The following is a 24,642-nucleotide window of genomic DNA, read 5'->3' as shown; positions in this document are numbered from 1 at the left end:
CGCCCGGTGGTCACCTGGCGCCGCTTGAGTCGCGTCGTGAAGGAAAACAACCACGGCATTGTAAACCATGGAAAAGCTCATGTACACCCTCGGCTGACCACGCCGGCCTTTATGTATGGGGGTCGCGGGTTCGGGATGGACTCACGGAACGGAAGAGGCCCGGCACACGCCGGGCCACGCAGCGCTGAGGTGACCGTCAGCGCGCGGCGAGGGCCTGCTCGCGGTTGGCCAGGTACCACGCGTAGGTCTTCTCCAGGCCATCGCGCAGGGTGGTGCGGGCTGTCCAGCCGAGGCCGGCCAGGCGCGACACGTCCATCAGCTTGCGGGGCGTGCCGTCGGGCTTGCTGGCATCAAAGGCGAGGTCGCCCGTGAAGCCCACCACGTCCGCGATCTCGTGCGCGAGGTCGCGGATGGTCAGGTCCGTGCCCGTGCCGATGTTGATCGGGCCAGGCTCGGACACCTGCTCCATCAGGAACACGCACGCGTCGGCCAGGTCGTCCACGTACAGGAACTCGCGCAGCGGCGTGCCGGACCCCCAGACCTCCACGGTCTTCGCGCCGGCCTCCTTGGCATCGACCATCTTGCGCAGCAGCGCCGGCAACACGTGCGAGCCCTTCAGGTCGAAGTTGTCGCCGGGGCCGTACAGGTTGGTGGGCATGCCCGAGATGAAGTCCGAGCCGTACTGCGTGCGGTAGGAATCGCACAGCTCGATTGCGGCGATCTTCGCCACGGCGTACGCGCGGTTGGTGTCCTCCAGCGGGCCGGTCAGGAGGTAGTCCTCCTTGAGGGGCTGCGGCGCCAGGCGCGGGTAGATGCAGCTCGACCCCAGGTTCAGCAGCTTCGTGACGCCGTGCTCGTGCGCGGCGTTGATCACGTTCGCCGCGATCATCATGTTGTCGTACAGGAACTGCGCGGGGTACGTGGAATTCGCCAGGATACCGCCCACCTTCGCGGCGGCCAGGAACACGAACTCGGGCTGCTCGGCGGCGAAGAACGCGCGCACGGCCGCCTGGTCGCGCAGGTCGAGGTCGCGGCTGCCGCGGGTGATCACGTTCGTGTACCCCTCCGCGTGCAGGCGGCGCAGGATCGCGCCCCCGACCAGACCGCGGTGCCCGGCCACGTAGATGCGCGACTCCGGCTGCATGGCCGGCATCAGGTGTTCCCCACGCCCTTGAGGGCGATCTGGTGCCCGGCGTCGATCAGGGTCTTTTCCTGCTGGGCGAGTTCCAGGTCGTGCTCGACCATTTCCTGCACGAGCTGGTCGAAGGACGTCTTCGGCGTCCAGCCCAGCACCTCGCGCGTTTCCGTGGCGTCACCGAGCAGGTAGTCCACCTCCGCCGGGCGGAAGTAGCGCGGATCGATCTCGATGTACTCCTCGGCGTCCAGTCCGACCAGATCGAAGGCGCGCTGCGCGAACTCACGCACCGAGTACGCCTCGCCGGTGGCGATGCAGTAGTCGCGGGGAGCGTCCTGCTGGAGCATCATCCACATCGCTTCCACGTAGTCGCGGGCGTGGCCCCAGTCGCGCTTGGCGTCCAGGTTGCCCAGGTACAGCTTGGGCTGCAGGCCCATCTTGATCCGGCCGACCGCGCGGGTGATCTTGCGCGTCACGAAGGTCTCGCCGCGTCGGGGGGACTCGTGGTTGAACAGGATGCCGTTGCACGAGTACATGTCGTACGCCTCGCGGTGGTTCACGGTCTGCCAGTACGAGTACACCTTGGCCACAGCGTAGGGGCTGCGCGGGTGGAAGGGCGTGTGCAGGCCCTGCGGGGGCTTGGCGGCCCCGAACATCTCGCTGGAGCTCGCCTGGTAGAAGCGCACCTGCTGGCCCGTGCGGTCCTGGTAGTCGCGGATCGCTTCCAACAGTCTCAGGGTGCCCAGGCCGGTCACGTCGGCGGTGTACTCGGCCTGGTCGTAGCTGACCTTCACGTGGCTCTGCGCGCCCAGGTTGTACACCTCATCGGGCTGCACGCGCTCGAGCAGCACCCGCAGGCCGCTGGCGTCGGCCAGGTCGCCGTAGTGCAACAGCATCTTCGCGCCGCTCTCGTGGGGGTCGCGGTACAGGTGGTCGATGCGATCCGTGTTGAAGGTGGACGCGCGGCGGATGACGCCGTGCACCTCGTATCCCTTGGCGAGCAGCAGTTCGGTCAGGTACGAGCCGTCCTGTCCAGTGATTCCCGTCAGCAGTGCTTTCTTCATGGTGTGACTCCTGTGATTCCGTGCCGTCCGGGCCGGAGTGGCCGGGCGTGATGGCAGCCGACTGCTCACATAAAGCACAAGAACCCGTTACTGCCGCGCTAATCGTGGGACCTCAGCTCCCGACGGGCACATCCGGACGGTTCCCAAGCCACGCCAGCGCGTCGTGGATCGCCTGCTCGGTCGACAAACGCGGTTCCCAGCCGAGCAGGGTGCGGGCCCGGTCGATCACGGCGCACGCGCCCGCCGAGTCGCCCGGGCGGCGGGGTGCCTCGCCGTGGGGCAGGGGGCGGCCGGTGGCGCGCTCGAAGGCCTGCACGAGTTCGCGTACCGTCACGCCCTGACCGGTGCCCACGTTGATGGGCAAGAAGGTGTGGTCCAGGCCCAGGGCAGCCGCGTCGCGGAACACGTCGTCGAAGCGCTCGACCGCTCGCACGTGTGCCTGGGCGAGGTCCCAGACGTGGATGTAATCGCGCAGGCCGGTGCCGTCGCGCGTGTCGTAGTCAGTGCCGGTGATCATGAACTCGGGAGCGCGCCCGGCGGCGGCCTCCATGATCCGGCCCAGCACGTGCGACGGGCTGCTCAGGTAAGGACCGCTGCGCAGGGCCGGGTCCGCGCCGATGGGATTGAAGTACCGCAGCGCCAGCCCGCGCGCCCCGCCCGCCCGGCACAGGTCCTCCATGATCTGCTCGGTCATGGCCTTGGTGCGGGCGTAGGGACTCAGCGGGCGCAGGGGGCTGTCCTCCGACACCGTCAAGGTGGTCGTCGCGTCGTAGACGGCCGCACTGGAGCTGAAGATGAGCCGCTGGATGCCGCGCGCGATCACGCGGTCGAACAGCGTCAGGGCGCCGCTGACATTCGAGGCGTAGTAGCGGGCCGGCTGCGCCACCGATTCAGGCACCACGATCAGCGCGGCCAGATGGATCACGGCGCTGACCCGGGGATGCTCGCCCAGAATCCGGTCGAGCAGGGCCGCGTCGGCGATGTCTCCCCGGTAGAACACGCGGCCCCGCGTGAACTCCTCGCGCCCCTGCACCAGCGAGTCGAGCACGATGGGCGTGTGCCCGCGGTCCTCGAGCGCCGAGCAGACCGTGGAGCCGATGTACCCTGCCCCGCCCGTCACGAGCACGGTGCGTGGGGCCGGTGGAGACTCCGTGGTCATGCGCGGCCGCTGGACCACACCCGGGAACGGACCGCCGCGCCCGCCGGACCGCGCCGGATCATGCGAAGCGCTCGAGCTCCGGGCTCTTCTTGAGCTGCTGCACGACCTGCTTGATGTCCTGGGTGCGGTCCTTGCGCACGACCAGCGTGACGTCGCCGGCGCGCACCACGACCACATCTTCCAGGCCGATGGTGGCGATCAGGTCGTCGCCGCCGGTGGTGTACATGATCGCCCCGCCGGTGTCCAGGCTGACGGTCCGCCCGACCGTGACGTTGCTGCCGTCGCCCTTGAGCAGGCGCTCCAGCGCGTTCCAGTCGCCCAGGTCGTCCCAGCCAAAGGCGGCGGGAATGACCACCACGTTCTGCGCGCGCTCCATGATCGCGTAGTCCACGCTGATCTTCGGGAGCTGCGGGTACGCGCCGCGCAGGCCGCCGCGCACCTTCGCGGCCTCGGCCATCGGGCCGTACAGCTCGGGCACGAGCGTCTCGAAGGCGTGCAGGATGCTCTGGACGCGCCAGATGAACATGCCGGAGTTCCACAGGAAGTGGCCGGTCGCCAGGAAGGCGCGGGCGGTGTCGGCGTCGGGCTTCTCGGTAAAGCGCGCCACGCGGTGCACGCCCGGCCCCACCTCGGGGCCGAGTTCGATGTAACCGTACCCGGTGGCGGGGTACACGGGGGTCATGCCGATGGTGATCAGGTCGTCGTGGGCCTGCGCATGCGCGATGGCCCGCGAGATCACTTCCGAGAACGCCTCCGGATTGTCCACCCGGTGATCGGCCGGGAAGACGCCCATCACGGCGTCCGGATCGTCCCGGGCGATGGTCAGCGCGCCGTACAGGATGGCGGCGGCCGTGTCCCGCGCGACCGGCTCCACGAGCAGGTTCTCGAGCGGCAGGTCCGGCAGGTGCTCCAGCACGTTGCTGCGCTGGTCGTTGGCCGTGACCACCATCAGCTGGTCCATGCCGCCGCTGAGCTGGCTCAGGCGGTCGGCGGTGACCTGGATCAGGGAGCGGCCGCCGGACTCCAGGGTGAGGAACTGCTTGGGTTTGCTCTTGCGGGACAGGGGCCAGAACCGCTCGCCGCTGCCGCCGGCCAGGATCACCGGGTAGAACATCGTCACTCCTTATGCGTGCCGGAACCAGCGGGTGCGGGCCACCCGGCGGTGGGGCTGCCCCCATGATGGCACCCATCCCCCCCGGATCATGGGAAGTTTCCCGGGAAGCCCCTCCCCTGACAGGCTACCCTGTCGGGTGATGAAGCTGACGTTCGGGACAGACGGCTGGCGGGGCGTGATCGCCGACGAGTTCACCGTGGCGAACACGCGCCGCGTGGCGCAGGCACACGCGCAGGCCCTGCGGGACAGCGGCGGGACGGCGGCGGCCGTGGCGCACGACACGCGCTTTCTGGGCGACCGCTTCGCGCGCGCGGCGGCCGAAACGCTCCAGGGCGCCGGACTGGACGTGACCCTGCTCGGCGGTGCCACGCCCACCCCTGCTTTGTCGTACGCGGTGAAAAGCGGCGGTCTGGCGGGCGGCGTGATGATCACCGCGAGCCACAACCCGCCGATCTACCAGGGCTACAAGCTCAAGGGCCCGTACGGAGGCAGCGCCACGCCGGACCTGGTGGCCGAGGTCGAGCGCCGGATCGACGCGCCGGCCCCCCCGGCGGCAGCCGGCACGCTGACCGAGGCGTCTATTCAGGACGCGTACCTGCAGGCGGTGAGCGAGCACATCGACGTGGCCGCCATCGACCGCGCGGGCGTGCCCCTGTACCACGACGCCATGCACGGCGCAGCGAGCGGGTGGATGGAGGCGTTCGCGGCGCGGTACCTGCACGTGCCGTTCCACGGCCTGCGGAACACGCCCAGCCCGCTGTTCGGCGGCGTGAATCCCGAACCCATCGAATCCAACCTGGCGTTCACGATGGACGCCATGCGGGAGGTCTCCGGGCCGGCCTTCGCGGTCGTCACGGACGGCGACGCTGACCGGGTCGGCGCCGTGCTGGCTGGCGGCCGCTACTTCAACTCGCACCAGATCTTCGCGGTGCTGCTGCACCACCTGGCCCGCCAGGGCAAGCGCGGACGCGTGATCCGCACGGTGTCCACCAGCGGCATCATCCAGCGTCTCGCGGACCACCACGGCCTGGATGTCATTCAGACCCCGGTGGGCTTCAAGTACATCACCGAGGCGGTGCTGGAGGGTCAGGCCGATCCGGCCAAGGCAGTGCTGATCGGCGGCGAGGAATCCGGCGGCATCGGTGTCCAGGGCTGGCTGCCCGAACGCGACGGGATCTTCAACGGCCTGCTGCTGCTCGAAACGGTCGCCGCCAGCGGCAAGGGCCTGGACGAGCAGTTCGCGGAGATCGAGGCGCTCACGGGCATGCAGCACCACTACGACCGGGTGGACCTCCACCTGTCGGGTGACCTCGACCGCGAGGGCCTGAAACGCGCGACCATGGACACGAAGACCCTGCTGCACCACCCGGTCACGGAGGTCGTGACCCTCGACGGCGTGAAACTCGTGTTCAACGGCGGGTTCGGGATGGTGCGCGCGTCAGGCACCGAGCCGGTCGTGCGCCTCTACGTCGAGGCCCCCACGCCCGACGAGGTGCAGGCCACGCTGCGCCAGCTCGAGGAACTGGCCCGGCGCTTCGTCCGCTGAGCATCAGGACTTGACGGGCGCGCTCCGGAGCCTGGCCAACGCAATCCTCAGCCGGCTCTCAGCTCATCTGAATGCGCCCTTCATACAGCTGGTGCTGTCCCAAGAAGTAGCGATTGCGTAGCGATGGTCCCTATAGCCTCGCCCAGACGGCCCGTTCCGGGTTCTGAGCCGCTGTGCCTCCGGATCGCCCACACGACCCAACCCACCACAAAGGACTCCCCCCGCTGATGACATCCCCTGCGCTTGTTCCCACCCGCCCGCTGCTGGCCTCCGCCGTCCTCCTGACCGCCCTGCTGTCAGCCTGTAACCTGGGCGCCCCGCCCAAGAAGGACGACAGTGGCGGCAACCTGACCGGCATCACGTACATCAACTTCCAGCCTGCGTCGAGCACCGCGCCCACCAACTCCGCGGGCAAGCCGTACACCATCGACAGCGGGGCCGCGTACTCGGACGCCGCCGGGTACGGCTGGGTCACGCAGGGCACGCACACGCCCCTGGACATCAGCGCGAACACCAGGGACCGCGCCGCCGCCGGTGTAGACGCGCGGCTCAACACGATGGTCCACATGCAACTCCCCTCCACTAGTGTTGGCGTCAGCACGCCGGCCGCGTGGGAGTACAAGATCGCCAACGGCACCTACACGGTGACGGTGGCCGTGGGCGACGCCGCCTCGGACACGAACTCCTCGAACGTCATCAACGTCGAAGGTCAACCGACCATCACGGCCTTCACGCCCACCGCGACCAAGCATTTCACGAGTGTCACCCGCCGCGTCAAGGTGAGCGACGGCCTCCTGACCGTGGACGCCATCGGCGGGACCAACACCAAACTCGACTACGTGATCATCGCACCGGGTGACCGCCCCAGCGTGGCTTCGCCCGTACCGCAGGAAGGCCAGACTATGGTCGATCCGACGGCCGCGTTCAGCGGCGAACTGAACGTGATTGCCAGCAGCGGTCCCAAGGGCAGCGGCCTGGACTCCACCACCCTGAACAGCACCACCGTCCTCCTCAAGGAAGACGCGACCGGCGCGAGCGTGGCCGTCTCGCCGAACACGTCCGGCGGGGGTGACGTGATCGTGGTGAAGCCCACCGCGCGGCTCAAGGACAACACCAAGTACCGCCTGACGATCACAGATGGCGTGAAGGACGTCAACGGTCTGGCCCTGCTGCCCTACACGACCACCTTCACGACCGGCGTGTACACCCCGCCCAGTACCAATCTGGCCTTCACGCAGGTCGACCTGCCCACGGTTCCCACGTCATACGCGTACACCTCGGTGGAAATGGGACCTGACGGCAAGCTCTACGCCTCGACCCTGACTGGCGAGATCCTGCGCTTCGCAATCAACGCCGACGGCACCCTCGGCACGCCTGACATCCTCAAGGGTCTGGTCAACGCGCAGGGGAACCGCACGGTCATCGGCCTGAAGTTCGATCCCACCTCGACGGCTGACAACCTGAAGTTGTGGATCAGCAACAACGCTTTTTACAACGTGCTGAACAAGTCGAACCCGCCGGCGGACTTCAGCGGCAAGATCACGCTGCTCAGCGGAGCCAACCTGGACACCGTGAAGGACTACGTCATCGGCCTGCCCCGCTCGGTGAAGGATCACATGACCAATTCGGTGACCTTCAATTCGAAGGAACCGGGCGTGCTGTACTTCACGCAGGGCAGCAACTCCGCAATGGGCGCGGCGGACCCGACATGGGGCAACCGAAGCGAGCAGCTGCTGAACGGTGCCCTGCTGCGCCTCGACCTGAACAAGATGCCCACCACCCTGCCTCTGGACGTCACCACGAAAGACGCCACCAATCCGAATGCGGGCAGTACCAAGCCAGACGGCACGCCCTACTACAATCCCTACGCTGCAAACGCCCCGCTGACGCTGTACGCGACCGGCATCCGCAACGCCTATGACGTGGTGTTCCACACCAACGGCAACATCTACACGCCCACAAACGGGTCGGCGGCCGGCGGCAACACGCCCGCCAGCACCGCCGGCGCCAAGTGCGCGAACGGCACCACGTACAACGGCCCTGCCGTGCCGGGCCTCACGAACGCGTCGGTGCAGAATGACTACCTGTTCCGCGTGGTGAAGGGCGGCTACTACGGCCACCCCAACCCCCTGCGCTGCGAGTTCGTGATGAACGGCGGCAACCCCACCAACCTGGCCGACCCGGCAGAGGTGGTCGCTGCCGACCAGAACAATGGATACCCAGTCGGCACTATGCCGGACAGCAACTACCGCGGCTTCGCGTACAACTTCGGCCTGCACGCCTCCGCCGACGGCGCCATCGAGCAATACACCACCGGTAACCAGTCCGTGAACGACAAGCTGCTGGTCGTGCGCTACAGCGTGGGCAAAGACGTGATCGTGCTGACGCCTGACAGCAGCGGGAACATCCCGGATTCGGGCGTTCAGACGGGCGTGGCCGGCCTGACCTTCGCTGGGAACGGCACGTCGCTCTCGCCGCTGGACATCACGGAAAACCGCACCAACGGCAACCTGTACGTCGCGCTGCTCGACGAGTCCACGGGCAATGGCCTGATCAAACTGGCCCGGCCAAAGACGCAGTAAGGTCTAAGACCGTCACGTGCGCCGCCCGCGGAGATCGGGCGGCGCATTCTTGATGAGTGGTGGCGGGCCGGATCACCCGTCACACCCCCAGGTCAGGCCGCCATCATGCTCGGCCGCCAGACTGCGGCATCGGTTCCGCATTCCTCCCAGGTGACGCCATGGCCCATACGAACACCCTCCGCTCTGCCTCTACGCTCCTCCTTCTGCTTGGGACGGCCGTCGCCCAGACGCCCGCGCGCGCCCTCACACAGATGACCGTGACGGGGGGCACCGTCCAGGCGCTGGCCTACAGCCCGCGCGGCGACGTGCTGTTCGCCGGAGACAGCGCCGGACACATCGACCTGTGGTCGCGCAGCGGGCGGTCCGCGGGGCAGCTTCCCCAGGCGGCGGGAGTCAGCGCCCTGGCGGTGTCCCCGGACGGCCACTGGCTGGCCACGGCGGGAACGGACGGCCGCCTGCGGGTCTGGAACGTGGCGTCCCGGCGCCTCCAGTGGGAACAGGCGGCCAGCTCCTTCTTCCTGACCTCTGTGGCCTTCAGTCCGGACAGCCACACGGTGGCGACCGGAGGCGGCGGGGCCGTGGCCGGTTCCGGCGACACGGTGAAGCTCTGGAATGTCACGGCCGGCACCCTGCGCGGCACCCTGAACGGCCACACGGACGTCGTGACCGCGGTGGCCTTCGACCCGAGCGGCGCGCGGCTGGCCAGCGGCAGCCGGGACCGGACGGTGCGGCTGTGGCGCGTGGACACCCTGACGCCGGAGCGGGTGCTGAACGGGCACAGCGACTTCGTGAGCGCGGTGGCTTTCGCGCCGGACGGCAAGACCCTCGCCAGCGCGGGCTGGGACGCCAGCGTGCTGCTGTGGAACCCGGCGGACGGCACCCGGCGGGCCGCGCTGAACGGCCACGCGGGGCCGGTGCGGAGCCTGACCTTCTCGCGGGACAGTTCACTGCTCGCCTCGGGCGCGGACGACCGGCGGATCCTGCTGTGGAACGCCCGCACGGGCGGCGCCCTGGGCGAGGTGGGTCGCCTGGCAGACGGAGTGACCGCCCTGAGTTTCGGGCCGCGGAACGTGCTGGCAGGCGGCAGCGTCCAGCAGGTGCGGGCGTGGCAGGTCACGGCGCCGGCCTCCCCCTGACGGGCCGCCAGCACTCGCACGCCACCACCCACCGCCCCCGCCGGGGGAGGACGCAAACGGACGCATCTCTTAACGCCCCCCTGCATACACTCCATCTCGACAGGCTCGGGGAATCGGTGCCGGGTCCGGACTCAAGGAGTGTTCATGTCTAGCGCTCACAGCACGCCACTTCAGTACACCGGGTCCACGGGCACCGACCATGACCCCTGCCGGCCCCTGTTTGCAGTGATCGTGCCGCTGTACAACGCTGAGCGGTACCTCGAGGACACGCTGCGGGCGATCCGGGCCCAGTCCTTTCAGGACTTCGAGGTCGTCATGGTCGACGACGGCTCGACCGACGGCACTGCTCAGATGGCGCTGCACTACGCACGGGCCGACGCACGCTTCCACCTGATCCGCACAACCAACCGGGGTATCGCGGCCACCCGCAATACGGCGATCGCCCATTCGTCGGCGCCGTGGATCGCCGTGTGCGACGGGGACGACGTCTGGCACCCGCACAAGTTGGAAGTCCAGGCCGCCGTCCTGCGCCGCTGGGACGAACCGCAGCGTGGCCCACTGGCCGCTGTCGGCACGGGCGGCCACTTCATCAACGCGGCGGGCCGGCCAGTCGGACCCATTGACCCGCCCGCGTCGCCCTGGCCGGATGCAGAGCGGCTGGACGCCAGCCCCGAGCTGAAGATGATCAATTCCTCCGTGGTGTTCCGGCGAGACCTGTTCGCCCGGGCCGGCGGCTACCGCCCGGAGTACAGCCCGACCGAGGACCTTGACCTGTGGCTGCGGCTGCGGGCGCTGGGCGCCGTCGTGAACGTGCCGCAGCGGCTCACGGAGTACCGCATGCACGGCCAGAACCTGTCACACAGTTCGTACGTGCCCATGTTGCTGCACGCCGAACGCGCGTACGTCAACGCACAGCGCCGCGCCCAGGGGCTGCCAGAATGGTCGCACGATGAGTACATGACCGACCTCCGCCGCACTCCGCTCGACCACGCTAGGCGCCTGGGTGCGCTGAGGCAGATGGGGTACTACAACATGGCCAAGGTGAATGTCTTCAACCGCCGCTACCTGGCCGCCGCGGCCGCCCTGGTCGTCGCGGCCGGCCTGGACCCGCTGCGTGCCACTCGGCTGATGCGGCGCAGCCGCGCACTCCGCCGCCTGTGGTCGGGCCGCGCTTCATGACCCTGAACAGGGACCCGGATGCGCGCTGAGCCCGTACCCGGTCATGCCCGCCGACCCGGCGACAGCGACGACTTCGATCTGGTGATCGAGGCCCGTCAGCCGGCCCGGTCGTACTGGGCGGAGGCGTGGCGGGCCCGCGAACTCGTGCTGTTCCTCGCCGGGCGTGACCTGCTGGTGCGCTACAAGCAGACGGCCGTGGGCGTGGCGTGGAGCGTATTGCGGCCTCTGATCACCATGCTGGTGTTCACGTTCGTGTTCAGCCGGCTGGCGCGGCTGCCCAGCGAGGGCGGCGCCCCGTACGCGGTGCTGGTCTACGCCGCGATGTTGCCGTGGACGTTCTTCTCCGGGGCGTTCACGGACGCCAGCGGGTCACTGGTGGCGAGCGCTTCGATCATCACGAAGGTGTACTTCCCGCGCGTGCTGGTGCCGCTCAGTGCGGTGGCGGTCAGCGTGGTGGACTTCCTGATCTCGCTGCTGGTGCTGCTGGGCCTGATGCTTGCGCTGCACGCCGAGTTCTCGTGGCGCCTGCTGCTGCTGCCGGTGCTGCTGCTGCCGGCCCTGCTAACCGCGCTCGGGCTGGGCCTCGGGCTGGGCGCCCTGAACGTCAAGTACCGCGATGTGCGGCATCTGGTGCCGCTGCTCACGCAGTTCAGCCTGTACCTGTCGCCGGTGGGCTACAGCAGCAGCGTGGTGCCGGAGGCGTGGCGCCTGGCGTACTCGGTCAACCCGCTGGTCGGCGTGATCGACGCTTTCCGCTGGGCGGTGCTGTATTCGGCGGCCCCGCTGTACGCGCCCGCGCAGTGGCTGGCGTGGGGCGTCAGCGCCGCGTGCGTGCTGTGGGGCGTGTGGACGTTCCGCCGCTCCGAACGGGAGTTCGCCGATGTCATCTGAGCGCGTGGGCCAGCCGTGACAGTCGCGCTGGAGGTGCGCGGCCTCTCGAAACGCTACGTACTGGGCGGCGCCCGCGAGGCCCGGCCCGACACCCTGCGCGACGCCCTGCGCTCGGCCGCCCGGCACGCCCGGCCGCAGCCCAGCGAGGAGTTCTGGGCGCTGCGCGACGTGGCCTTCGACGTGCAGCAGGGCGACCGGCTGGGCATCCTGGGCCGCAACGGCGCGGGAAAGTCCACGCTGCTGAAGGTGCTGTCACGGATCGTGGAACCCAGCGCGGGTCGCGTGCGGATGCGCGGCCGCCTGGCCAGCCTGCTGGAGGTCGGCACCGGCTTCCACCCCGAGCTCACGGGCCGCGAGAACATCTACCTGAACGGCGCGCTGCTCGGCATGCGCCGTCACGAGATCCGGGCCCGCTTCGACGAGATCGTGGCCTTCTCGGAAGTCGAGCGCTTCCTCGACACGCCCGTGAAGCGCTACTCCAGCGGCATGTACGTGCGCCTGGCGTTCTCGGTGGCCGCACACCTGGAACCGGAGATCCTGGTGGTGGACGAGGTGCTGGCCGTGGGCGACCAGGACTTCCAGAAGAAGTGCCTGGGCAAGATGCAGGAGGTCGGCCGGGAGGGCCGCACCGTGATCTTCGTCAGCCACAACCTCGCGGCGGTCACGCAGCTGTGCACCACCGGCCTGCTGCTCGAGGGAGGGCGCGTCGCGGACGCCGGCCCGGTGACGCAGGTTGTGGCGACCTACCTGAGCCGCAGCGCCCGCGCCCCGGCGTCGGCCACGCTGCGCGACCATCCCGGCCGCTCCGGCAGTGGCGGCGCCCGCTTCACGTCGGCCCGGCTGCTGGACGCCTCCGGGCAGGACACCTCGGCCCTGTCGGTCGGCGACGACCTGACGGTGGAACTCAGCGTGGACGTCACGCGCGCCGACTTCGGAAATCCAGTGCAGCTCTCCGTGCTCGTGCGGGACTCGGACGGCACGCCCCTGGCGAACCTCACGGACGTGGATGCGGGCTTCGCGCTGCCGGGCGGCGTGGCGCACCACACGGTCCGCGTCGCCCTGAGAGACCTGCGGTTCTACCCCGGCACGTACTCGCTGGGCCTGTGGGCGGGCAGCGATTACGGCGACCAGACCTACGACCTCGTGCCGGACGCCCTGGGCTTCGACGTGCTCGACGGCGGTCGCCTCACGTCCCGTCGTCTGACCCGCCAGAACGGTCTGGTGTACCTGGACGCCGAATGGTCACGCCGCGACGCCGGCTCCTGAAGGCCGGACAGGGGACCGCCTGCGACGTCCAGGGACCACCGGCGCCGCTCCGACTCAGGTGGCGGGCACCGGGCGCCGCGTCCGGCGGCGCAGGGCGGCCTGGGCGGGCCGTTCGAGGAAGCGGTAGGTTACGCCCGCGATCACGATCAGCGCACCCAGCACCCCAGCCAGGATCAGCAGCGCGGGATGGCCCTGGGTCCACGTCCGGGCACCCCGCTCGACCAGCAGGTTCAGCAGCGGCGCGTGCAGGATGTAGATGCCGTAGCTGATCTCGCCCAGGTACACCGGCAGGGGTCGGCCCAGCGCGGCCGCCAGCCGCCCATGCCCGGGCGCGAGGCCCCACACCAGCGCTCCGAACGCCGGAATGGCCAGCAAGTTGCGAAGGTTGTTGTTCAGGACACTCGGCCCAGCCACCACGAGCACCGCGATCACCACGAGGCCGAACCAGCGGGCCACCTGCGCCTGGCGTGGACCGGGTGGGGCATTCAAGAACCGCTGGGCCAGCGCCATGCCCAGCAGGAATTCCGGCACCCGGAACAGTGGTGCGTAGTACAGGACGTCCAGCGCCGTCACTTCACGTGGCAGCTCGGGCGTCAGCACCAGGACGGCTACGACCGGCAGCAGCGACAGCAGCCACACCGGCGCGAAACCGGCCCACACGCCGCGCCGGGCCACGGCGAGCGCGAGCGGCAGCAGCGCCGGGAACAGGAGGTAGAAGAACGCCTCGGCGGAGATGCTCCAGCCGGGGCAGTTCCACACGCACGCGCTCGGCGGAACCCAGGCCTGCAACAGGGTGGGCGCCAGTGCCAGGGTCACCGGCCCGCTGAGGTGCAGTCCCCCGCCGAGCCACGCGCCCAGAAAGAATGGGGCGTCCAGCAGCAGGCCCAGCGCGTACACCGGGTAGATACGCGCGAAGCGGGCCTGCCAGAACGTCGGCCCCGACACGGTCATGGTGTCCAGCCGGTCGGTACGGGCGTAGGTGTAGACCAGGATGAAGCCGCTCAGGATGAAAAAGAGCGTCACGGACAGTTGCCCGGACTCCACCACAGGCCGCAGCAGGGGCGGAACGTCGAGACGCAGGGCGCTGTGGGCGTGCAGCAGCACGACCAGAAGCGCGGCCAGGAACCGGACGCCGGTCAGCGCCGGGAGCTGGGGCCGCGAGGCGCGCGTAGGGGTAAGTGCAGTCACACGCCGCGACGGAACAGGCGACGCACCTTCCACGCCACCCGCAGGCTGCGCACCTCCCACACCATCCGCAGCGCGGTGACGAGGATGCGCGGGCGCAGCAGCACCTGCATCTTGCTCACGTCGTGCGTCTGCATCTGCAACCCGAACTGCCACCACAGTACCGAGCCGACCATGGTGCGCACCTTGCCGGGTTCCGTCGGGTAGTTCTTACGTGCGGCCAGGCGGGCGTACTTCAGCATGAAGTTCAGGTCACGGTGCATCTGCGTGCCGTGCATGCGGTAGGTCGAGTAGTGACCGGGCAGGTAACCGAACGTGCCGGCACGTTCACACCTCACCCAGTAGTCCCAGTCCTCGCACGCCCGCAGACTCTCGTCGAAGCCTCCGACCCGCTCGACCAGGGTGCGCCGCAGCAGGGGGGACATGACCGGGAAGACGTTGGTGAACGCGTACGCCTCGCGCAGCGGCAGGCGCTTCACGCCGATGACCTCCTCGGTCAGGAGGTGCAGATCCGCGTCGGCGGTGACGTAATCCGAATACACCAGGTCGGCGGCCGGGTGCGCCGTCAGGTAGGCCAGCTGCCGCTCCAGTTTCTCGGGGTGAATCACGTCGTCGGCGTCCAGAAACGCCACGTACTCGCCACGCGCCACATTCAGGCCCGCGTTGCGCGCGGCGGGCAGTCCCCGGTTCGGCTGGTGGACGGCCCGGACCCGCATGTCACGGCGCTGCCACGCGCCGAGGAGCTCGGCCGTGTCGTCGGTCGAGCCGTCGTTCACCACGATCACTTCCACGTCCTGGTGCGTCTGTCGCAGGACACTACGCAGGGCGTCCGGCAGGTAGGCGGCCGCGTTGTAGGCAGGCACGATCACGGAGATAAGCGGAGAACGGCCCCCCGTCGCGCCGGGCCGCACGTGGGCAGGGGTGGCGTCCTGGGGGGCCGTCATGCTGATAAGCTCAGCGGCCGGTGTAGCGCTCGGGCCGGGTGTCCAGGCTGGGAGCAGGGCGCAGGCTGGCCAGCAGCAGGGCCAGCGCCGTGGCGGTCAGCAGGGCCAACAGCGCCGACAGCAGCGCGCTGCGCAGCGGGCGGGGCGCGGCTGCGCCGGACGGATCGATCGCCGGCGACACGACGTCCAGCGTTCCGGTGGCGCTGCTGGCGGCCGCGCCGACCAGGGCGAGGTCCTGGAGCAGCTGCTGGCGCGTGGCCTGGTACGCCGAGGCGTTGATGTTGTTGTCGGGCGTCTCGGTGTTCAGGGCAGTCAACTGGCTCTGCAGGCTCGCGCGGGCCTTGACCATCCGCGTCTGGGCGCGCTTGGCGTCCCACGCGAGCAGCGCGTCCACGGCGGCGTTCGTCAGCACGCGGGCGGCGGCCGGGGTGGACGCGCGGCCGTTCACGCTGTAGACGCCGCCGTTGCTGGACTCGTCCACCACCGCGAGCTTGAGAGACTTGACATTGCCATTGGTCAGCTCGCTCTTGAGGCTGCTCACCATGCTGCTGACCTGTCCCTGCGGCAGCCCCGACCCCTGCACGCGGCTCACCACGTCCAGGATCACGGCCGGCGACACCAGCGCCTCGCGCAGCGCTCCGCGCGGCAGGGTGGGCGCGGTGTACATGGTGTTGCCGAGCTGGCTGTTGCTGCTGTTCGTGGCGAAGATCGCACTGCCTGCCTCGTAGACCTTCGGCTGTCCGGCGGTGACGAAGTAGCCCAGCGCGCCGGCCAGGACGGCGGCCCCGACGATGGGCAGGGCCGAGCGGGTCAGGGTGCTCATCACGGGCAGGGTATCGACGTCGAGGGCGCGGCTGCGCTGGACAGAGTCAATCATGGGTCATCCTTTTGGCGGGTGTAACGGTGCGGAGAGGGTTGGCGCCGATCATGGACGTAGCATGCCGCACGGGCCGTAAACGGATCGTTGATGGCACACCTGCCCCCGTCGGGGGACACTCACGCCGTCCGCGACCCCAGCAATTGCCGCAGGAACAGGCCCACGAACCGCGGATTGTGCCGCGCGTAGCGCTTCCACAGTCGCCGCGGCTCCATCGCCAGTCGGAACAGCCACTCCAGACCCAGACGCTGCAGCGCTCCCGGCGCCTGCCGGACGCGGCCAGAGTGGAAGTCGAAGGCCGCCCCGATTCCGAGCATCACGGCCGGGATGCGCCCGGCATGGGCCGCCATCCAGCGCTCCTGCTTGGGACAGCCGATGCCGACCATCACGATCCTCGCTCCGGAGTCCACGATCTGCTGCGTGTACGCGGCGTCCTCCTCGGGCGTGAGGACCCGGAAGGGTGGCGCGATCAGGCAGGGCAGTTGGATGGACGGGTAGCGTTCCCGCAGCACGGCCGCGAAGGCCTCCAGGCTCTCGGGCGTGCCGCCATACAACGCGATGGGCAGGCCGTCGCGGGCCGCCCGCTCGCACACGTGCATGGTCAGGGTAGGGCCGTAGACCCGGCTCACGTCCGGCACCCTCAGCGCCCTGAGCGCCCACACCAGCGGCACGCCGTCGGCGGTGACCAGGCTGGCATTGTTCACGACGGCCCTGAACTCGTCGCTGTCGTAGGTCTCCATGACCATGTGGACGTTCGAGCAGCACACGTACCGGGACTCGCCCTGCGCGGCCCACGCGGCAATGCGGTTCGTGGCGTCGGCATAGCTGGTCGCGTCGACGCGCATGCCCAGGATCTCTCGGTGCGGCAGGCCGCTGGCGGTGCTCATAGTTCCTCCCCGCGCCGGTACAGCTCCAGCGCCGCGATTCCGAAGCCCATGACGCTCCAGAACCAGATGCCGCCCTGCGGCCCCTCGATAAAGACGTCAAACGAGCCGTTGATGATGAAGGCCAGCCAGTACGCCAGCAGCCACAGGTGGACGTTGGCCCACATGAGGTGGCCGCGTACCCGGGCACGGACAAATGCCAGGAGAAGGCTACCGGCAAAGACGATGTTCAGGACCGCCCAGCTGACCAGACCCGGAACGCCGGAGCGGGCCAGAATGGAGAAGTGGATGGAGTGCGGGTTGCGCAGTGACTGGTCCGACTGCACCTGGAAGCCGTCCGCATTGGCCAGGTTGATCCCGTACCCCTTGCCGGTCCAGAAATAGTCACCACCGATGGTGTATTCCTCGATCTTGTGCCACCAGTCCAGGCGCCACGTCCGCGTGCCGTCCACGGCCGAATCTCCCGTGCCGCCGCCGATGCTCTGAATGTTCAGCAGCAGTCCGTCAATCGACAGTTCCCGGCCAGTGCTGGTCTCGTAGCGTGGATTGACAACCAGCAGTAGGGAGAACAGCGAAACGACCACCAGCAGAGGCCGTCCCCAGCGGCTCAGGGGACGCACGACCAGCACGAGTAGCAGCGGCACCGCGATCGAGATCAGGGCGGCGCGGCCGGTGAAGAGACCGACGGAAGACACCATCCACAGCACCCACCACCACCACGGCGAGCTGCCGTCGAGCATCCGTCGGCCCACCGCCGGCTCTGTGGGCGTGGCGCGGACCCGCTGGAGACCGAGCAGCAAGAACACCATGATGCCTGCCAGCTGAACGGCCAGGTCACCACCCTTGACCTCGACGATCGCCTGTCCGCTGATTGGCCACTTGGGCAACGACGTCAGCAGCAGCCGGGAGATCCAGAACACGATCGGCGCCAGCAACAGGAAACACGGCAGGATCTGTCCATAGCGCCGGATGGCGGCGCCCAGGGCGCGGAAGCGGACGATCAGAATGGGCACGACGACTGCGAACAGCGCGTAATACCACGTCGCCGCGTCACGCAGGCTGTCGAGTCCGTACCGGCCGATATAGGGCAGGGTGCTGCTCAGGCTGATCGCCATGAAGACGCCAAGTGCCAGCAGCAGCCCACCCACCCGAGTGAGCCTCACCCCTTCGGCGACACTTTTCAGCGTGGCCAGCAGCCCGAGAACCAGCGTCACCTCACCGATGAACAGTGGCGGCACGCCCACGTAGGCGTAGCCCTTCCCCAGAAACGCGTAGCCAGCGAGCGAAATGCCGATCAGGCCGAGCGCGTAGAGCTGGACGTTCGCCCAGATTCGACCCAGGATCGCCATGAGCAGGAGCAACACGCCCAGACCCACCGCATAGGTGGGCCTGACGGTGTAGAGCAGCCCGACCCCAGTGCCCGCCGCGAGCACCAGGGCAGCGTGCCAGTACAGCATCCCGGGCTGCGGCCGGGCCGTGGGATAGGTCTTCATGCCGCTCATGCCTGCTCGCCGGCGAGGGTGCGGGCAGACCGGGCGGACAGCACGCTGTAGAGGAACTCCGTGACCTGCCGGGCGAACGGCTCCGGCGGAAAGCGCCGACGGCACTCCAGGTCACCGGCATGGGCGAGGCGCTCGGCGTAGGCCCGGTCCTCGATCATGCGGATCACCTGACGTTCCAGGTCCTTGGCGTCTCCCGGCTCGAACAGCACCCCCGTCTCGCCGTCGCGGATGAGTTCCGGCAGCGCGAAGGCGCGCGCGGCCACGACGGGACGCCGGGCGAGCATGGCCTCGACGACGGCCAGCCCGAACGCTTCTTCCGGCGAGACGTGGACATAGACGTCCACCAGGCCGAGCAGCGCCCTGGCGTCATGCCGCGTTCCCAGGAAGCGGATGCGGTCAGACGCCGCGAACTGCTTGGCCTGCGCACGGGCCGGGTCGAGTGTCCGGCCGTCGCCCACTAGGACCAGATAGAGGTTCTGGTAGCGCTTCGACAGGCTGTCGAAGGCGCGCAGCAGGGTGGGATGGTCCTTGTAGGTGGCGAAATTGGCCGTGTAGCCGAGCACGATGGCATCGGCAGGAAGGTCGAACTCGGCCCGTTTCTCCGGTGGGTAGGGCTGCCACTCCGGCATGATCTCCGGCGGCTCCACGGAGTTGTAGATCACCATGTCTTCACCGCGGTGACCGGCGGGCCGGTTGTTTTCGAGTACCGACTGCGAGACATACAGCAGTGGGTCGTTCTTGGTCAGCAGGGGATAGAGCAGCTTTCTGAAGCGGCTGGTGAGGATCTGGTTGATGGTGTGTACCCAGTACACCACCGGCGTGCCGCTGCCCAGAGCGGCCGCCTTCGCCACCAGATACGAACGGAACGAGTTCGCCACCACCACGTCGATGGACCGCCGGTTCATGACCCGCCTGAGCGCCAGGGCAGAGATCAGCACGCCGCTGTTCCCGAGGTGGTTCACCTCGACGTCGTCGCCTTTGAGGATCTCGACCATGGCCTTCTGTGGCGTGTCCAGGCTGGCGATTGACATCTCGAGAAGGTCGGCTTGCTTGTAGCGGGCCAGCTTGTACAGCACCTGCGTGACGCCGCTGCTGTACATGAGCGGCACATCGACAAAGACGGCGCGCAGCGGTCTGGGGTTCGGCGTCGGCGACCTGGACATTCTGAGTGCCACTCAACCACGGTGACCGTTAACAGATAGTCTCTGGGACCGCTGTCCGCGCCCGGACCTACTTGGGCAGCACGCCCACGCGCAGGCCCGCCGCGCGCAGTTTTGTCTGCCACCTCGTGTATTCCGCCTTCTCCATGCCCAGCGTGATGGTGCCCGGCACGGTTCGGTTGTTCACGCACTTGGATTTCCCCCGGCTGTCTCGGTCGCAGTCCGGGAACCAGAAGGGATTCTGTCCTCCGAACCGCTGCAGGGGCTTGGACCAGCCGACGAGGTTATCGCGGGCAATCACGTTGTAAAACGTCTTGTACTTCTTATTGTTGTAGAAGTCCCAGACGTAAATACCGACATTCTGGCCTCGAATCGCCCGCCCGTCCGGCAGGTACCCGCTTGAGATCAACCGGTTGTTGTACGCCAGGATGTCGTGCCCGGCCGAAAGCGCAATACCCGAGTTCGTTCCGACGATCTGGTTGTTGTAGGCCCGGATGTACGAGGCGGCGTCTCCTGGCTTTTTCGCCAGGCCGTCGCCCAGATTCATCCCGGCTCCACCATAGTCGAGTTTGGTGGGCTGGACGTTGTAAGCCCCCTGGATGTAGTTGTCGTGAATCTTGATAGAACTCGACGGCACGCCGCTGGACAGGTACATGCTGATGACCTCCTCGACGCGGCTCTTGCCCGGTTCGTTGATCACCTCGTTCCACGCGATCTCAACGTTTGGAATACGGCGCACCTGATTGAACTGGACGAACTGCACCAGGTGGTACCGCGTGTCGGAATACTTGCCGACACCGATGCTGTACCGGCCGTCTATGTTTCTGGCCCGGTTGCGGACGATCTTCACGGTCTGACCCGACTTGGGCAGACCCTTGTAATCTCGCAGGTAGATTCCCGACGTGCCCATCAGCTCGTTATTCTCTATGGTGGCGCTCCCGAATTCCTCGAGCTGCACGAAGCGTCCAGGCAGGCGGTATTCCTTGAGCGGCCGGTTGGGGTTGAGCGCTTCACCCCTGGTATTCCGCACCGTGACGTTCGCCTTGTGAAAGGCGCTGTAGATCAGTGGTCCGCGGCTGCGAATATTCGAGTACTCGATGGTGACGGGCTGCGCGGTGGTGATCGTCACCGCCGGCACCCGCGCATTCTGGCTCTCCCAGTTCCCGCGGTAGACGCCCCCTTTGAAAATAACGATGGGGCCGGCGTATTTGATGGGTGTGGCCGCCTCGGTGCGGGGCGCGCACGTCAGGGCAAGCCCGGTCAGACCCGCAGCGACGGAACGCCACAGACGCACCGTCCGGTGCGTGCGATGGCCGAGAATCCTCATTGCTCCACCCGTCGTGCGAAACGGCACGGGTGCCGGTTCGGTTGATGACCTGTTCCGCGCACCTCGTCACTCCGTTGCGCCACCTGCTTTCCTGGCTTGCCCGTAAATATACATGAGCTGGCGCAGGTTCTCGGCACTGGTGTAATGCTTCACGAAGGTCTCACGCGCCGCGTTCCTCATGCGGGGTCGGTCGCCGGCCAGGAAAGACTGTACGGCCCGGACCAGGTCGTCGGCGTTCCCGGGCTCAAAGTGCATGCCGTTCACGCCATCCTGAATGAGCTGCTCCATCGCGCCGATACGGCTGGCGATGACCGGCAGGCCGACCGCCAGCGACTCGACGATGGTCATCGGAAACCCTTCGTACCATCTGGACGGGAAGATCAGACACTCGGCCCGGGCGGCCAGCGCCATGACCTCCTCCCGGCCGCGCTGACCCAGATAGGTCACTCCCGGCACACTGCCGGCGGCCTGCTCGACGTCCCCGACCAGCGGGCCGCTGCCCAGCACCTTGAGGGGCAGGGCCGTACCGATGCGGCGCCACGCGTCGAGCAGGGTCTGCACGCCCTTTTCCTCGGTCAGGCGGCCGACGAACAGCGCGTACCCACCGCCGCCGGGACCAGCGCCCGGGTCCGGATCGATGAAGTTCGGCTTCACGTGCAGGCGGGTCGCAGGAAGACCACCCTGAATGAACTTGTCGCGGGCAAACTCCGTGAGGGCGACGTAGGCGTCCACGTCCCGGCGATACGTTCCCAGGACGCGGTGAGCGACCTGCATGGCCGCCACCGTGGCAGAGGCGCCCACGCTATCCCGGTAACACCGGTGGCGGACGGCCGGCACAGGCAGCCGGCCGAGGCACGACTCGCAGACGTGGCCGTCGCGGAACAGCAGCGCACTGGCGCAGACGATCCTGTAGTTGTGCAGGGTCTGTACGGTCGCGGCCCCGGCCGCTCGCGCCGCTCCATACACTGCCGGTGACAGCAGAGGGAAGGTGTTGTGGAAGTGGACGATGTCGTGCTGCCCGCTACGCACCATGCGGTTCAGCGTGCGGGCCGCCGCGGCATTCCAGACCGTCCGGGCCGCCACGCCCGCCTTGCCCTGCTGACCGATCTCCATGTTGCTGACGGTGTATTCCTCGACGTCATGCCCGGCATCGCGCAGCAGGGTGGCTTCTGCACGGAAGACCACGTCCTCCCCGCCGGGCTGCTGGTAGTAATTGTGGACGAGCAGGATCTTCACGTCGCGGGATTCACCACCGCACGCCGGTACAGCTGCAGGTAATGCCGGCCCATGCCCGTCTGGCTGAAGCGGTCCATGACCGACGCCCTGTGGACCTGAGCCGCGTGGAGCGCAGCGTCCCCATCATTGATGGCCTGCGCCAGCACGTCCGCCAGGCCGTCGACATCCTCTGGCTCGGCAAGCAGCGGGTAGTCACTCTGAAAGATCTCCTTCAGCCCGTCGATGCGTGTGGTCACCAGGGGAACGCCAGCCAGCAGCGACTCGACGGCGACCAGCGACAGGCCCTCGAATCGGGACGGCATGAAGACCAGATCGTGGCGACCCTCGTGGAGATAGCCGGCGAGGTTCGGGATGGGCGGGCCGACCGTGACGTCCCAGCCCGTGTGCTGGCGCTCTGCCCACTCGCGGAGCTGCGGCGCATAGGTGCCGCTGCCCGCGATATGGAAGGCGACGGGCCGGACGGTGAGCCGACTGGCCCTCTCGACGATGGCCGGCATCAGGTCCACGCCCTTCTGCAGTTCCAGACGCCCGGCGAAGAGCACGCGCACCGGCCCGGACGCGTTTGCGGCGGGAGGTGTCGGCCGAGGACCGGTGTCCTTGGACACGCCGGCGTAGATGATCTGCGCCCGGGTCTCGTCCGTCCGCGGCAGTCCATAGGCATCCTGAAAGCGTTTGAGCCCGTCCAGGCCGCCACGGGAGACCGCGGCCACCCGCGCGCCGGCCAGACGGCGCTCAGCCCACGCTCCGATCTGTGCCCATGCCGGCCACAGGGACGTGTTGTGGATCGTCCGCACCACTTCTAGCTGGTCAGGCAGGCCGAAGAGGGTCGCGCAGGCAAAGGTCGTTTCGGGAATCTCGGTGTGCAGGTGGACGATATCGGGGCGGAGCCGCCGGATCAACCGGTTGAGCTTGAAGCCGGAGACCATGGCGCCGCCCATCTTCATGGGCACGACCGTACCGAGGTACACGGGGATTCGCAGCGCCTGCAACCGCAGGTAGAAGTCGCGCCCGATCTCGCTGCGGTCTCCGCCCTGCACGATGAAGAAGGTGAAGTCGACCTCCTCGTGCAGCGCCTCGGCCAGCGAGATGGCCACTTCCTCGGCGCCGCCCAGTTCCAGGTGCGTGATGATCTGCAGAACCGAGAGCTTACGTGGCCCGGACGCCTGATTCACAGGATCAGTATGCACCGGAGCCCTTGACGACGACGCTGAAGGTGCGGATCAGGATGTAGATGTCGAGCCAGATCGACCAGTTCCGGACGTAGTACGGATCCCAGCGTTCCATGCCCAGGTTGCCGGCCTCGGAGCGGCCAGACACCTGCCACAGGCCCGTCATGCCCGGGTGCACCAGCGTGCGCAGATGCTGGGTCTGCGTGGTGAGCTGATCGTGGTGGTACTTGGGCAGGGGCCGCGGGCCGACCAGTGACATGTCGCCGCGCAGCACATTGATCAGCTGCGGCAGCTCGTCCAGGCTGGTGCGGCGCAGCAGGCGACCGATCCGGGTGATGCGCGGGTCGTTCCGCAGTTTGTAGTTGGCTTCCCATTCTGCGCGCAGTTCGGGGTCTGCGGATAGTTTCTGCTGCAGCACCGCCTCGGCGTCCGGGACCATGGTGCGGAACTTCCACGCCGTGAAGGGCTGGTCGCGGAAGCCCACGCGCTGCTGGAAGAACACGGGCCGGGTCCGGTCCTCGAGCCAGATCAGGCCGCCGAGCAGCACGCACACGGGCAGCCACAGCGGCGCGCTCAGGGAGACGAGCACGATGTCGAGGCCGCGCTTGACCATCTGCGCAGACCCGTTGAGGAGGTTGCGGGCGATCTCCAGTCCCATCACGCCGCCGAAGTCGCGGGTCTGTGCCCACATGCTCTCGACCTCGAACAGGTCCGGGATCAGGATGACTTTGGGGTAGGTCGCCAGCGGGCCTTCGAGCATCTCGACGAGGCGCTGGCGCTGCATGCCGGGCATGGCCAGGATCGCCACTGGCACGTCCAGCGTGCTGCCGGTGCCGCCCACCACCGGCACGGAGTGGATGGCGGTGCCCTCGAGCGCGGCGTTGTCGTCGAAGATCGCGACCGGACGGTAGCCGTAGCCGGGATTGGCGCGCAGCGCGTCGATCACCATGCTGCCCGTCACGGCGCCGCCGTACACGACGACCGGCACACCCCACACGTTCCAGCGGATCAGCGCGGACTTCAGCATCGAGCGGGTCAGGACGATCAGCACCAGGGCGAGTGGCAGGGACGCCAGCAGCAGCAGGTGGAAGGTCATCGGGGTGTCATGACTGATATACATCGCGGCGGCCGTGGTGACGAACACGACGCCCATCAGCTTGGACAGCCGCTCAAGCTGGGTGGGGGGCGACATGCCCCAGTCCGGCAGCAGGTGCAGCACGCTGGCACCCAGCAGCCACACCACCACGATGAGGGTCAGCCACCCGGAGTCGAGCGGAGCGAGCATT

General features: G+C 68.2%; 20 protein-coding genes. 6 read left to right on the top strand and 14 right to left on the bottom strand.

Annotated elements, in window-relative coordinates:
- Positions 1 to 196: 196 nt before the first annotated feature.
- The 4 genes from HNQ07_RS06940 to HNQ07_RS06925 all read right to left on the bottom strand — a co-directional run bounded on the left by HNQ07_RS06940 (position 197) and on the right by HNQ07_RS06925 (position 4,472).
- On the bottom strand, positions 197 to 1,153 hold the full coding sequence (locus HNQ07_RS06940; RefSeq protein ID WP_308430867.1) for a GDP-L-fucose synthase family protein: 957 nt from the start codon (positions 1,151 to 1,153) through the stop codon (positions 197 to 199).
- The gene (gmd, locus tag HNQ07_RS06935; protein WP_184110197.1) at positions 1,153 to 2,199 is read right to left on the bottom strand and encodes a GDP-mannose 4,6-dehydratase; all 1,047 of its coding nucleotides are present in this window, start codon (positions 2,197 to 2,199) and stop codon (positions 1,153 to 1,155) included. The genes HNQ07_RS06940 and gmd overlap by 1 nt, the downstream gene beginning before the upstream one ends.
- A gap of 112 nt (positions 2,200 to 2,311) precedes the next feature.
- A complete protein-coding gene (galE, locus tag HNQ07_RS06930; RefSeq protein WP_184110196.1) occupies positions 2,312 to 3,358 on the bottom strand; it encodes a UDP-glucose 4-epimerase GalE in 1,047 nt (348 codons plus the stop codon).
- A gap of 58 nt (positions 3,359 to 3,416) precedes the next feature.
- Entirely contained in the window at positions 3,417 to 4,472 is a 1,056-nt protein-coding gene (locus HNQ07_RS06925) for a mannose-1-phosphate guanylyltransferase (RefSeq protein WP_184110195.1), read from the bottom strand.
- A 139-nt stretch (positions 4,473 to 4,611) separates the two neighbouring features.
- On the opposite strand from HNQ07_RS06925, the gene HNQ07_RS06920 reads away from it, so the two are divergent.
- The 6 genes from HNQ07_RS06920 to HNQ07_RS06895 all read left to right on the top strand — a co-directional run bounded on the left by HNQ07_RS06920 (position 4,612) and on the right by HNQ07_RS06895 (position 13,072).
- On the top strand, positions 4,612 to 6,018 hold the full coding sequence (locus HNQ07_RS06920; protein WP_184110194.1) for a phosphohexomutase domain-containing protein: 1,407 nt from the start codon (positions 4,612 to 4,614) through the stop codon (positions 6,016 to 6,018).
- Between the two features lie 227 nt (positions 6,019 to 6,245).
- Positions 6,246 to 8,600, top strand: coding sequence for a PQQ-dependent sugar dehydrogenase (locus HNQ07_RS06915; protein WP_184110193.1), 2,355 nt, complete (start codon positions 6,246 to 6,248; stop codon positions 8,598 to 8,600).
- Positions 8,601 to 8,758: 158 nt separating this feature from the next.
- Positions 8,759 to 9,736 (top strand): WD40 repeat domain-containing protein, encoded by a 978-nt coding sequence (locus HNQ07_RS06910; RefSeq protein ID WP_184110192.1) that lies wholly within the window; start codon positions 8,759 to 8,761, stop codon positions 9,734 to 9,736.
- Positions 9,737 to 9,880: 144 nt separating this feature from the next.
- Positions 9,881 to 10,915, top strand: coding sequence for a glycosyltransferase family 2 protein (locus HNQ07_RS06905; RefSeq protein ID WP_184110191.1), 1,035 nt, complete (start codon positions 9,881 to 9,883; stop codon positions 10,913 to 10,915).
- Between the two features lie 18 nt (positions 10,916 to 10,933).
- Positions 10,934 to 11,806: an ABC transporter permease gene (locus HNQ07_RS06900; RefSeq protein ID WP_184110190.1), complete on the top strand. Its 873-nt coding sequence runs from the start codon at positions 10,934 to 10,936 to the stop codon at positions 11,804 to 11,806.
- 15 nt (positions 11,807 to 11,821) lie between these two features.
- Entirely contained in the window at positions 11,822 to 13,072 is a 1,251-nt protein-coding gene (locus HNQ07_RS06895; RefSeq protein WP_184110189.1) for an ABC transporter ATP-binding protein, read from the top strand.
- A 54-nt stretch (positions 13,073 to 13,126) separates the two neighbouring features.
- On the opposite strand, the gene HNQ07_RS06890 is transcribed toward HNQ07_RS06895, so the two are convergent.
- From HNQ07_RS06890 to HNQ07_RS06845, 10 genes are all read right to left on the bottom strand, one after another.
- Complete coding sequence (locus HNQ07_RS06890; protein ID WP_184110188.1) at positions 13,127 to 14,260, bottom strand: acyltransferase family protein; 1,134 nt, start codon at positions 14,258 to 14,260, stop codon at positions 13,127 to 13,129.
- Positions 14,257 to 15,126, bottom strand: coding sequence for a glycosyltransferase family 2 protein (locus HNQ07_RS06885; protein ID WP_184110187.1), 870 nt, complete (start codon positions 15,124 to 15,126; stop codon positions 14,257 to 14,259). The genes HNQ07_RS06890 and HNQ07_RS06885 overlap by 4 nt, the downstream gene beginning before the upstream one ends.
- An 85-nt stretch (positions 15,127 to 15,211) precedes the next feature.
- Positions 15,212 to 16,078: a GumC domain-containing protein gene (locus HNQ07_RS06880; protein ID WP_184110186.1), complete on the bottom strand. Its 867-nt coding sequence runs from the start codon at positions 16,076 to 16,078 to the stop codon at positions 15,212 to 15,214.
- Between the two features lie 119 nt (positions 16,079 to 16,197).
- Positions 16,198 to 16,965, bottom strand: coding sequence for a WecB/TagA/CpsF family glycosyltransferase (locus HNQ07_RS06875; protein ID WP_221274818.1), 768 nt, complete (start codon positions 16,963 to 16,965; stop codon positions 16,198 to 16,200).
- Entirely contained in the window at positions 16,962 to 18,455 is a 1,494-nt protein-coding gene (locus HNQ07_RS06870; RefSeq protein ID WP_184110185.1) for an O-antigen ligase family protein, read from the bottom strand. Before HNQ07_RS06870 ends, HNQ07_RS06875 begins: the two co-directional genes overlap by 4 nt.
- Positions 18,456 to 18,460: 5 nt before the next feature.
- Positions 18,461 to 19,627, bottom strand: coding sequence for a glycosyltransferase family 4 protein (locus HNQ07_RS06865; protein ID WP_184110184.1), 1,167 nt, complete (start codon positions 19,625 to 19,627; stop codon positions 18,461 to 18,463).
- Positions 19,628 to 19,694: 67 nt separating this feature from the next.
- Positions 19,695 to 20,951 (bottom strand): hypothetical protein, encoded by a 1,257-nt coding sequence (locus tag HNQ07_RS24000; protein WP_184110183.1) that lies wholly within the window; start codon positions 20,949 to 20,951, stop codon positions 19,695 to 19,697.
- Between the two features lie 66 nt (positions 20,952 to 21,017).
- Positions 21,018 to 22,187, bottom strand: coding sequence for a glycosyltransferase family 4 protein (locus HNQ07_RS06855; RefSeq protein WP_184110182.1), 1,170 nt, complete (start codon positions 22,185 to 22,187; stop codon positions 21,018 to 21,020).
- Positions 22,184 to 23,359 (bottom strand): glycosyltransferase family 4 protein, encoded by a 1,176-nt coding sequence (locus tag HNQ07_RS06850; protein WP_184110181.1) that lies wholly within the window; start codon positions 23,357 to 23,359, stop codon positions 22,184 to 22,186. Before HNQ07_RS06850 ends, HNQ07_RS06855 begins: the two co-directional genes overlap by 4 nt.
- Positions 23,360 to 23,363: 4 nt before the next feature.
- The gene (locus HNQ07_RS06845) at positions 23,364 to 24,641 is read right to left on the bottom strand and encodes an exopolysaccharide biosynthesis polyprenyl glycosylphosphotransferase (protein WP_260322781.1); all 1,278 of its coding nucleotides are present in this window, start codon (positions 24,639 to 24,641) and stop codon (positions 23,364 to 23,366) included.
- Position 24,642 lies beyond the last annotated feature (1 nt).

It is taken from the genome of Deinococcus metalli (assembly GCF_014201805.1).
Lineage (GTDB): Bacteria > Deinococcota > Deinococci > Deinococcales > Deinococcaceae > Deinococcus > Deinococcus metalli.
This window is presented reverse-complemented; position numbering and strand designations above follow the sequence as displayed.

Excerpts from the sequence above, each read along its gene's own strand:
- HNQ07_RS06940 (WP_308430867.1), bottom strand. The coding sequence starts at position 1,153 with ATGCCGGCCATGCAGCCGGAGTCGCGCATCTACGTGGCCGGGCACCGC.
- gmd (WP_184110197.1), bottom strand. The coding sequence starts at position 2,199 with ATGAAGAAAGCACTGCTGACGGGAATCACTGGACAGGACGGCTCGTAC.
- galE (WP_184110196.1), bottom strand. The coding sequence starts at position 3,358 with ATGACCACGGAGTCTCCACCGGCCCCACGCACCGTGCTCGTGACGGGC.
- HNQ07_RS06925 (WP_184110195.1), bottom strand. The coding sequence starts at position 4,472 with ATGTTCTACCCGGTGATCCTGGCCGGCGGCAGCGGCGAGCGGTTCTGG.
- HNQ07_RS06920 (WP_184110194.1), top strand. The coding sequence starts at position 4,612 with ATGAAGCTGACGTTCGGGACAGACGGCTGGCGGGGCGTGATCGCCGAC.
- HNQ07_RS06915 (WP_184110193.1), top strand. The coding sequence starts at position 6,246 with ATGACATCCCCTGCGCTTGTTCCCACCCGCCCGCTGCTGGCCTCCGCC.
- HNQ07_RS06910 (WP_184110192.1), top strand. The coding sequence starts at position 8,759 with ATGGCCCATACGAACACCCTCCGCTCTGCCTCTACGCTCCTCCTTCTG.
- HNQ07_RS06905 (WP_184110191.1), top strand. The coding sequence starts at position 9,881 with ATGTCTAGCGCTCACAGCACGCCACTTCAGTACACCGGGTCCACGGGC.
- HNQ07_RS06900 (WP_184110190.1), top strand. The coding sequence starts at position 10,934 with ATGCGCGCTGAGCCCGTACCCGGTCATGCCCGCCGACCCGGCGACAGC.
- HNQ07_RS06880 (WP_184110186.1), bottom strand. The coding sequence starts at position 16,078 with ATGATTGACTCTGTCCAGCGCAGCCGCGCCCTCGACGTCGATACCCTG.
- HNQ07_RS06875 (WP_221274818.1), bottom strand. The coding sequence starts at position 16,965 with ATGAGCACCGCCAGCGGCCTGCCGCACCGAGAGATCCTGGGCATGCGC.
- HNQ07_RS06870 (WP_184110185.1), bottom strand. The coding sequence starts at position 18,455 with ATGAAGACCTATCCCACGGCCCGGCCGCAGCCCGGGATGCTGTACTGG.
- HNQ07_RS06865 (WP_184110184.1), bottom strand. The coding sequence starts at position 19,627 with ATGTCCAGGTCGCCGACGCCGAACCCCAGACCGCTGCGCGCCGTCTTT.
- HNQ07_RS24000 (WP_184110183.1), bottom strand. The coding sequence starts at position 20,951 with ATGAGGATTCTCGGCCATCGCACGCACCGGACGGTGCGTCTGTGGCGT.
- HNQ07_RS06845 (WP_260322781.1), bottom strand. The coding sequence starts at position 24,641 with ATGCTCGCTCCGCTCGACTCCGGGTGGCTGACCCTCATCGTGGTGGTG.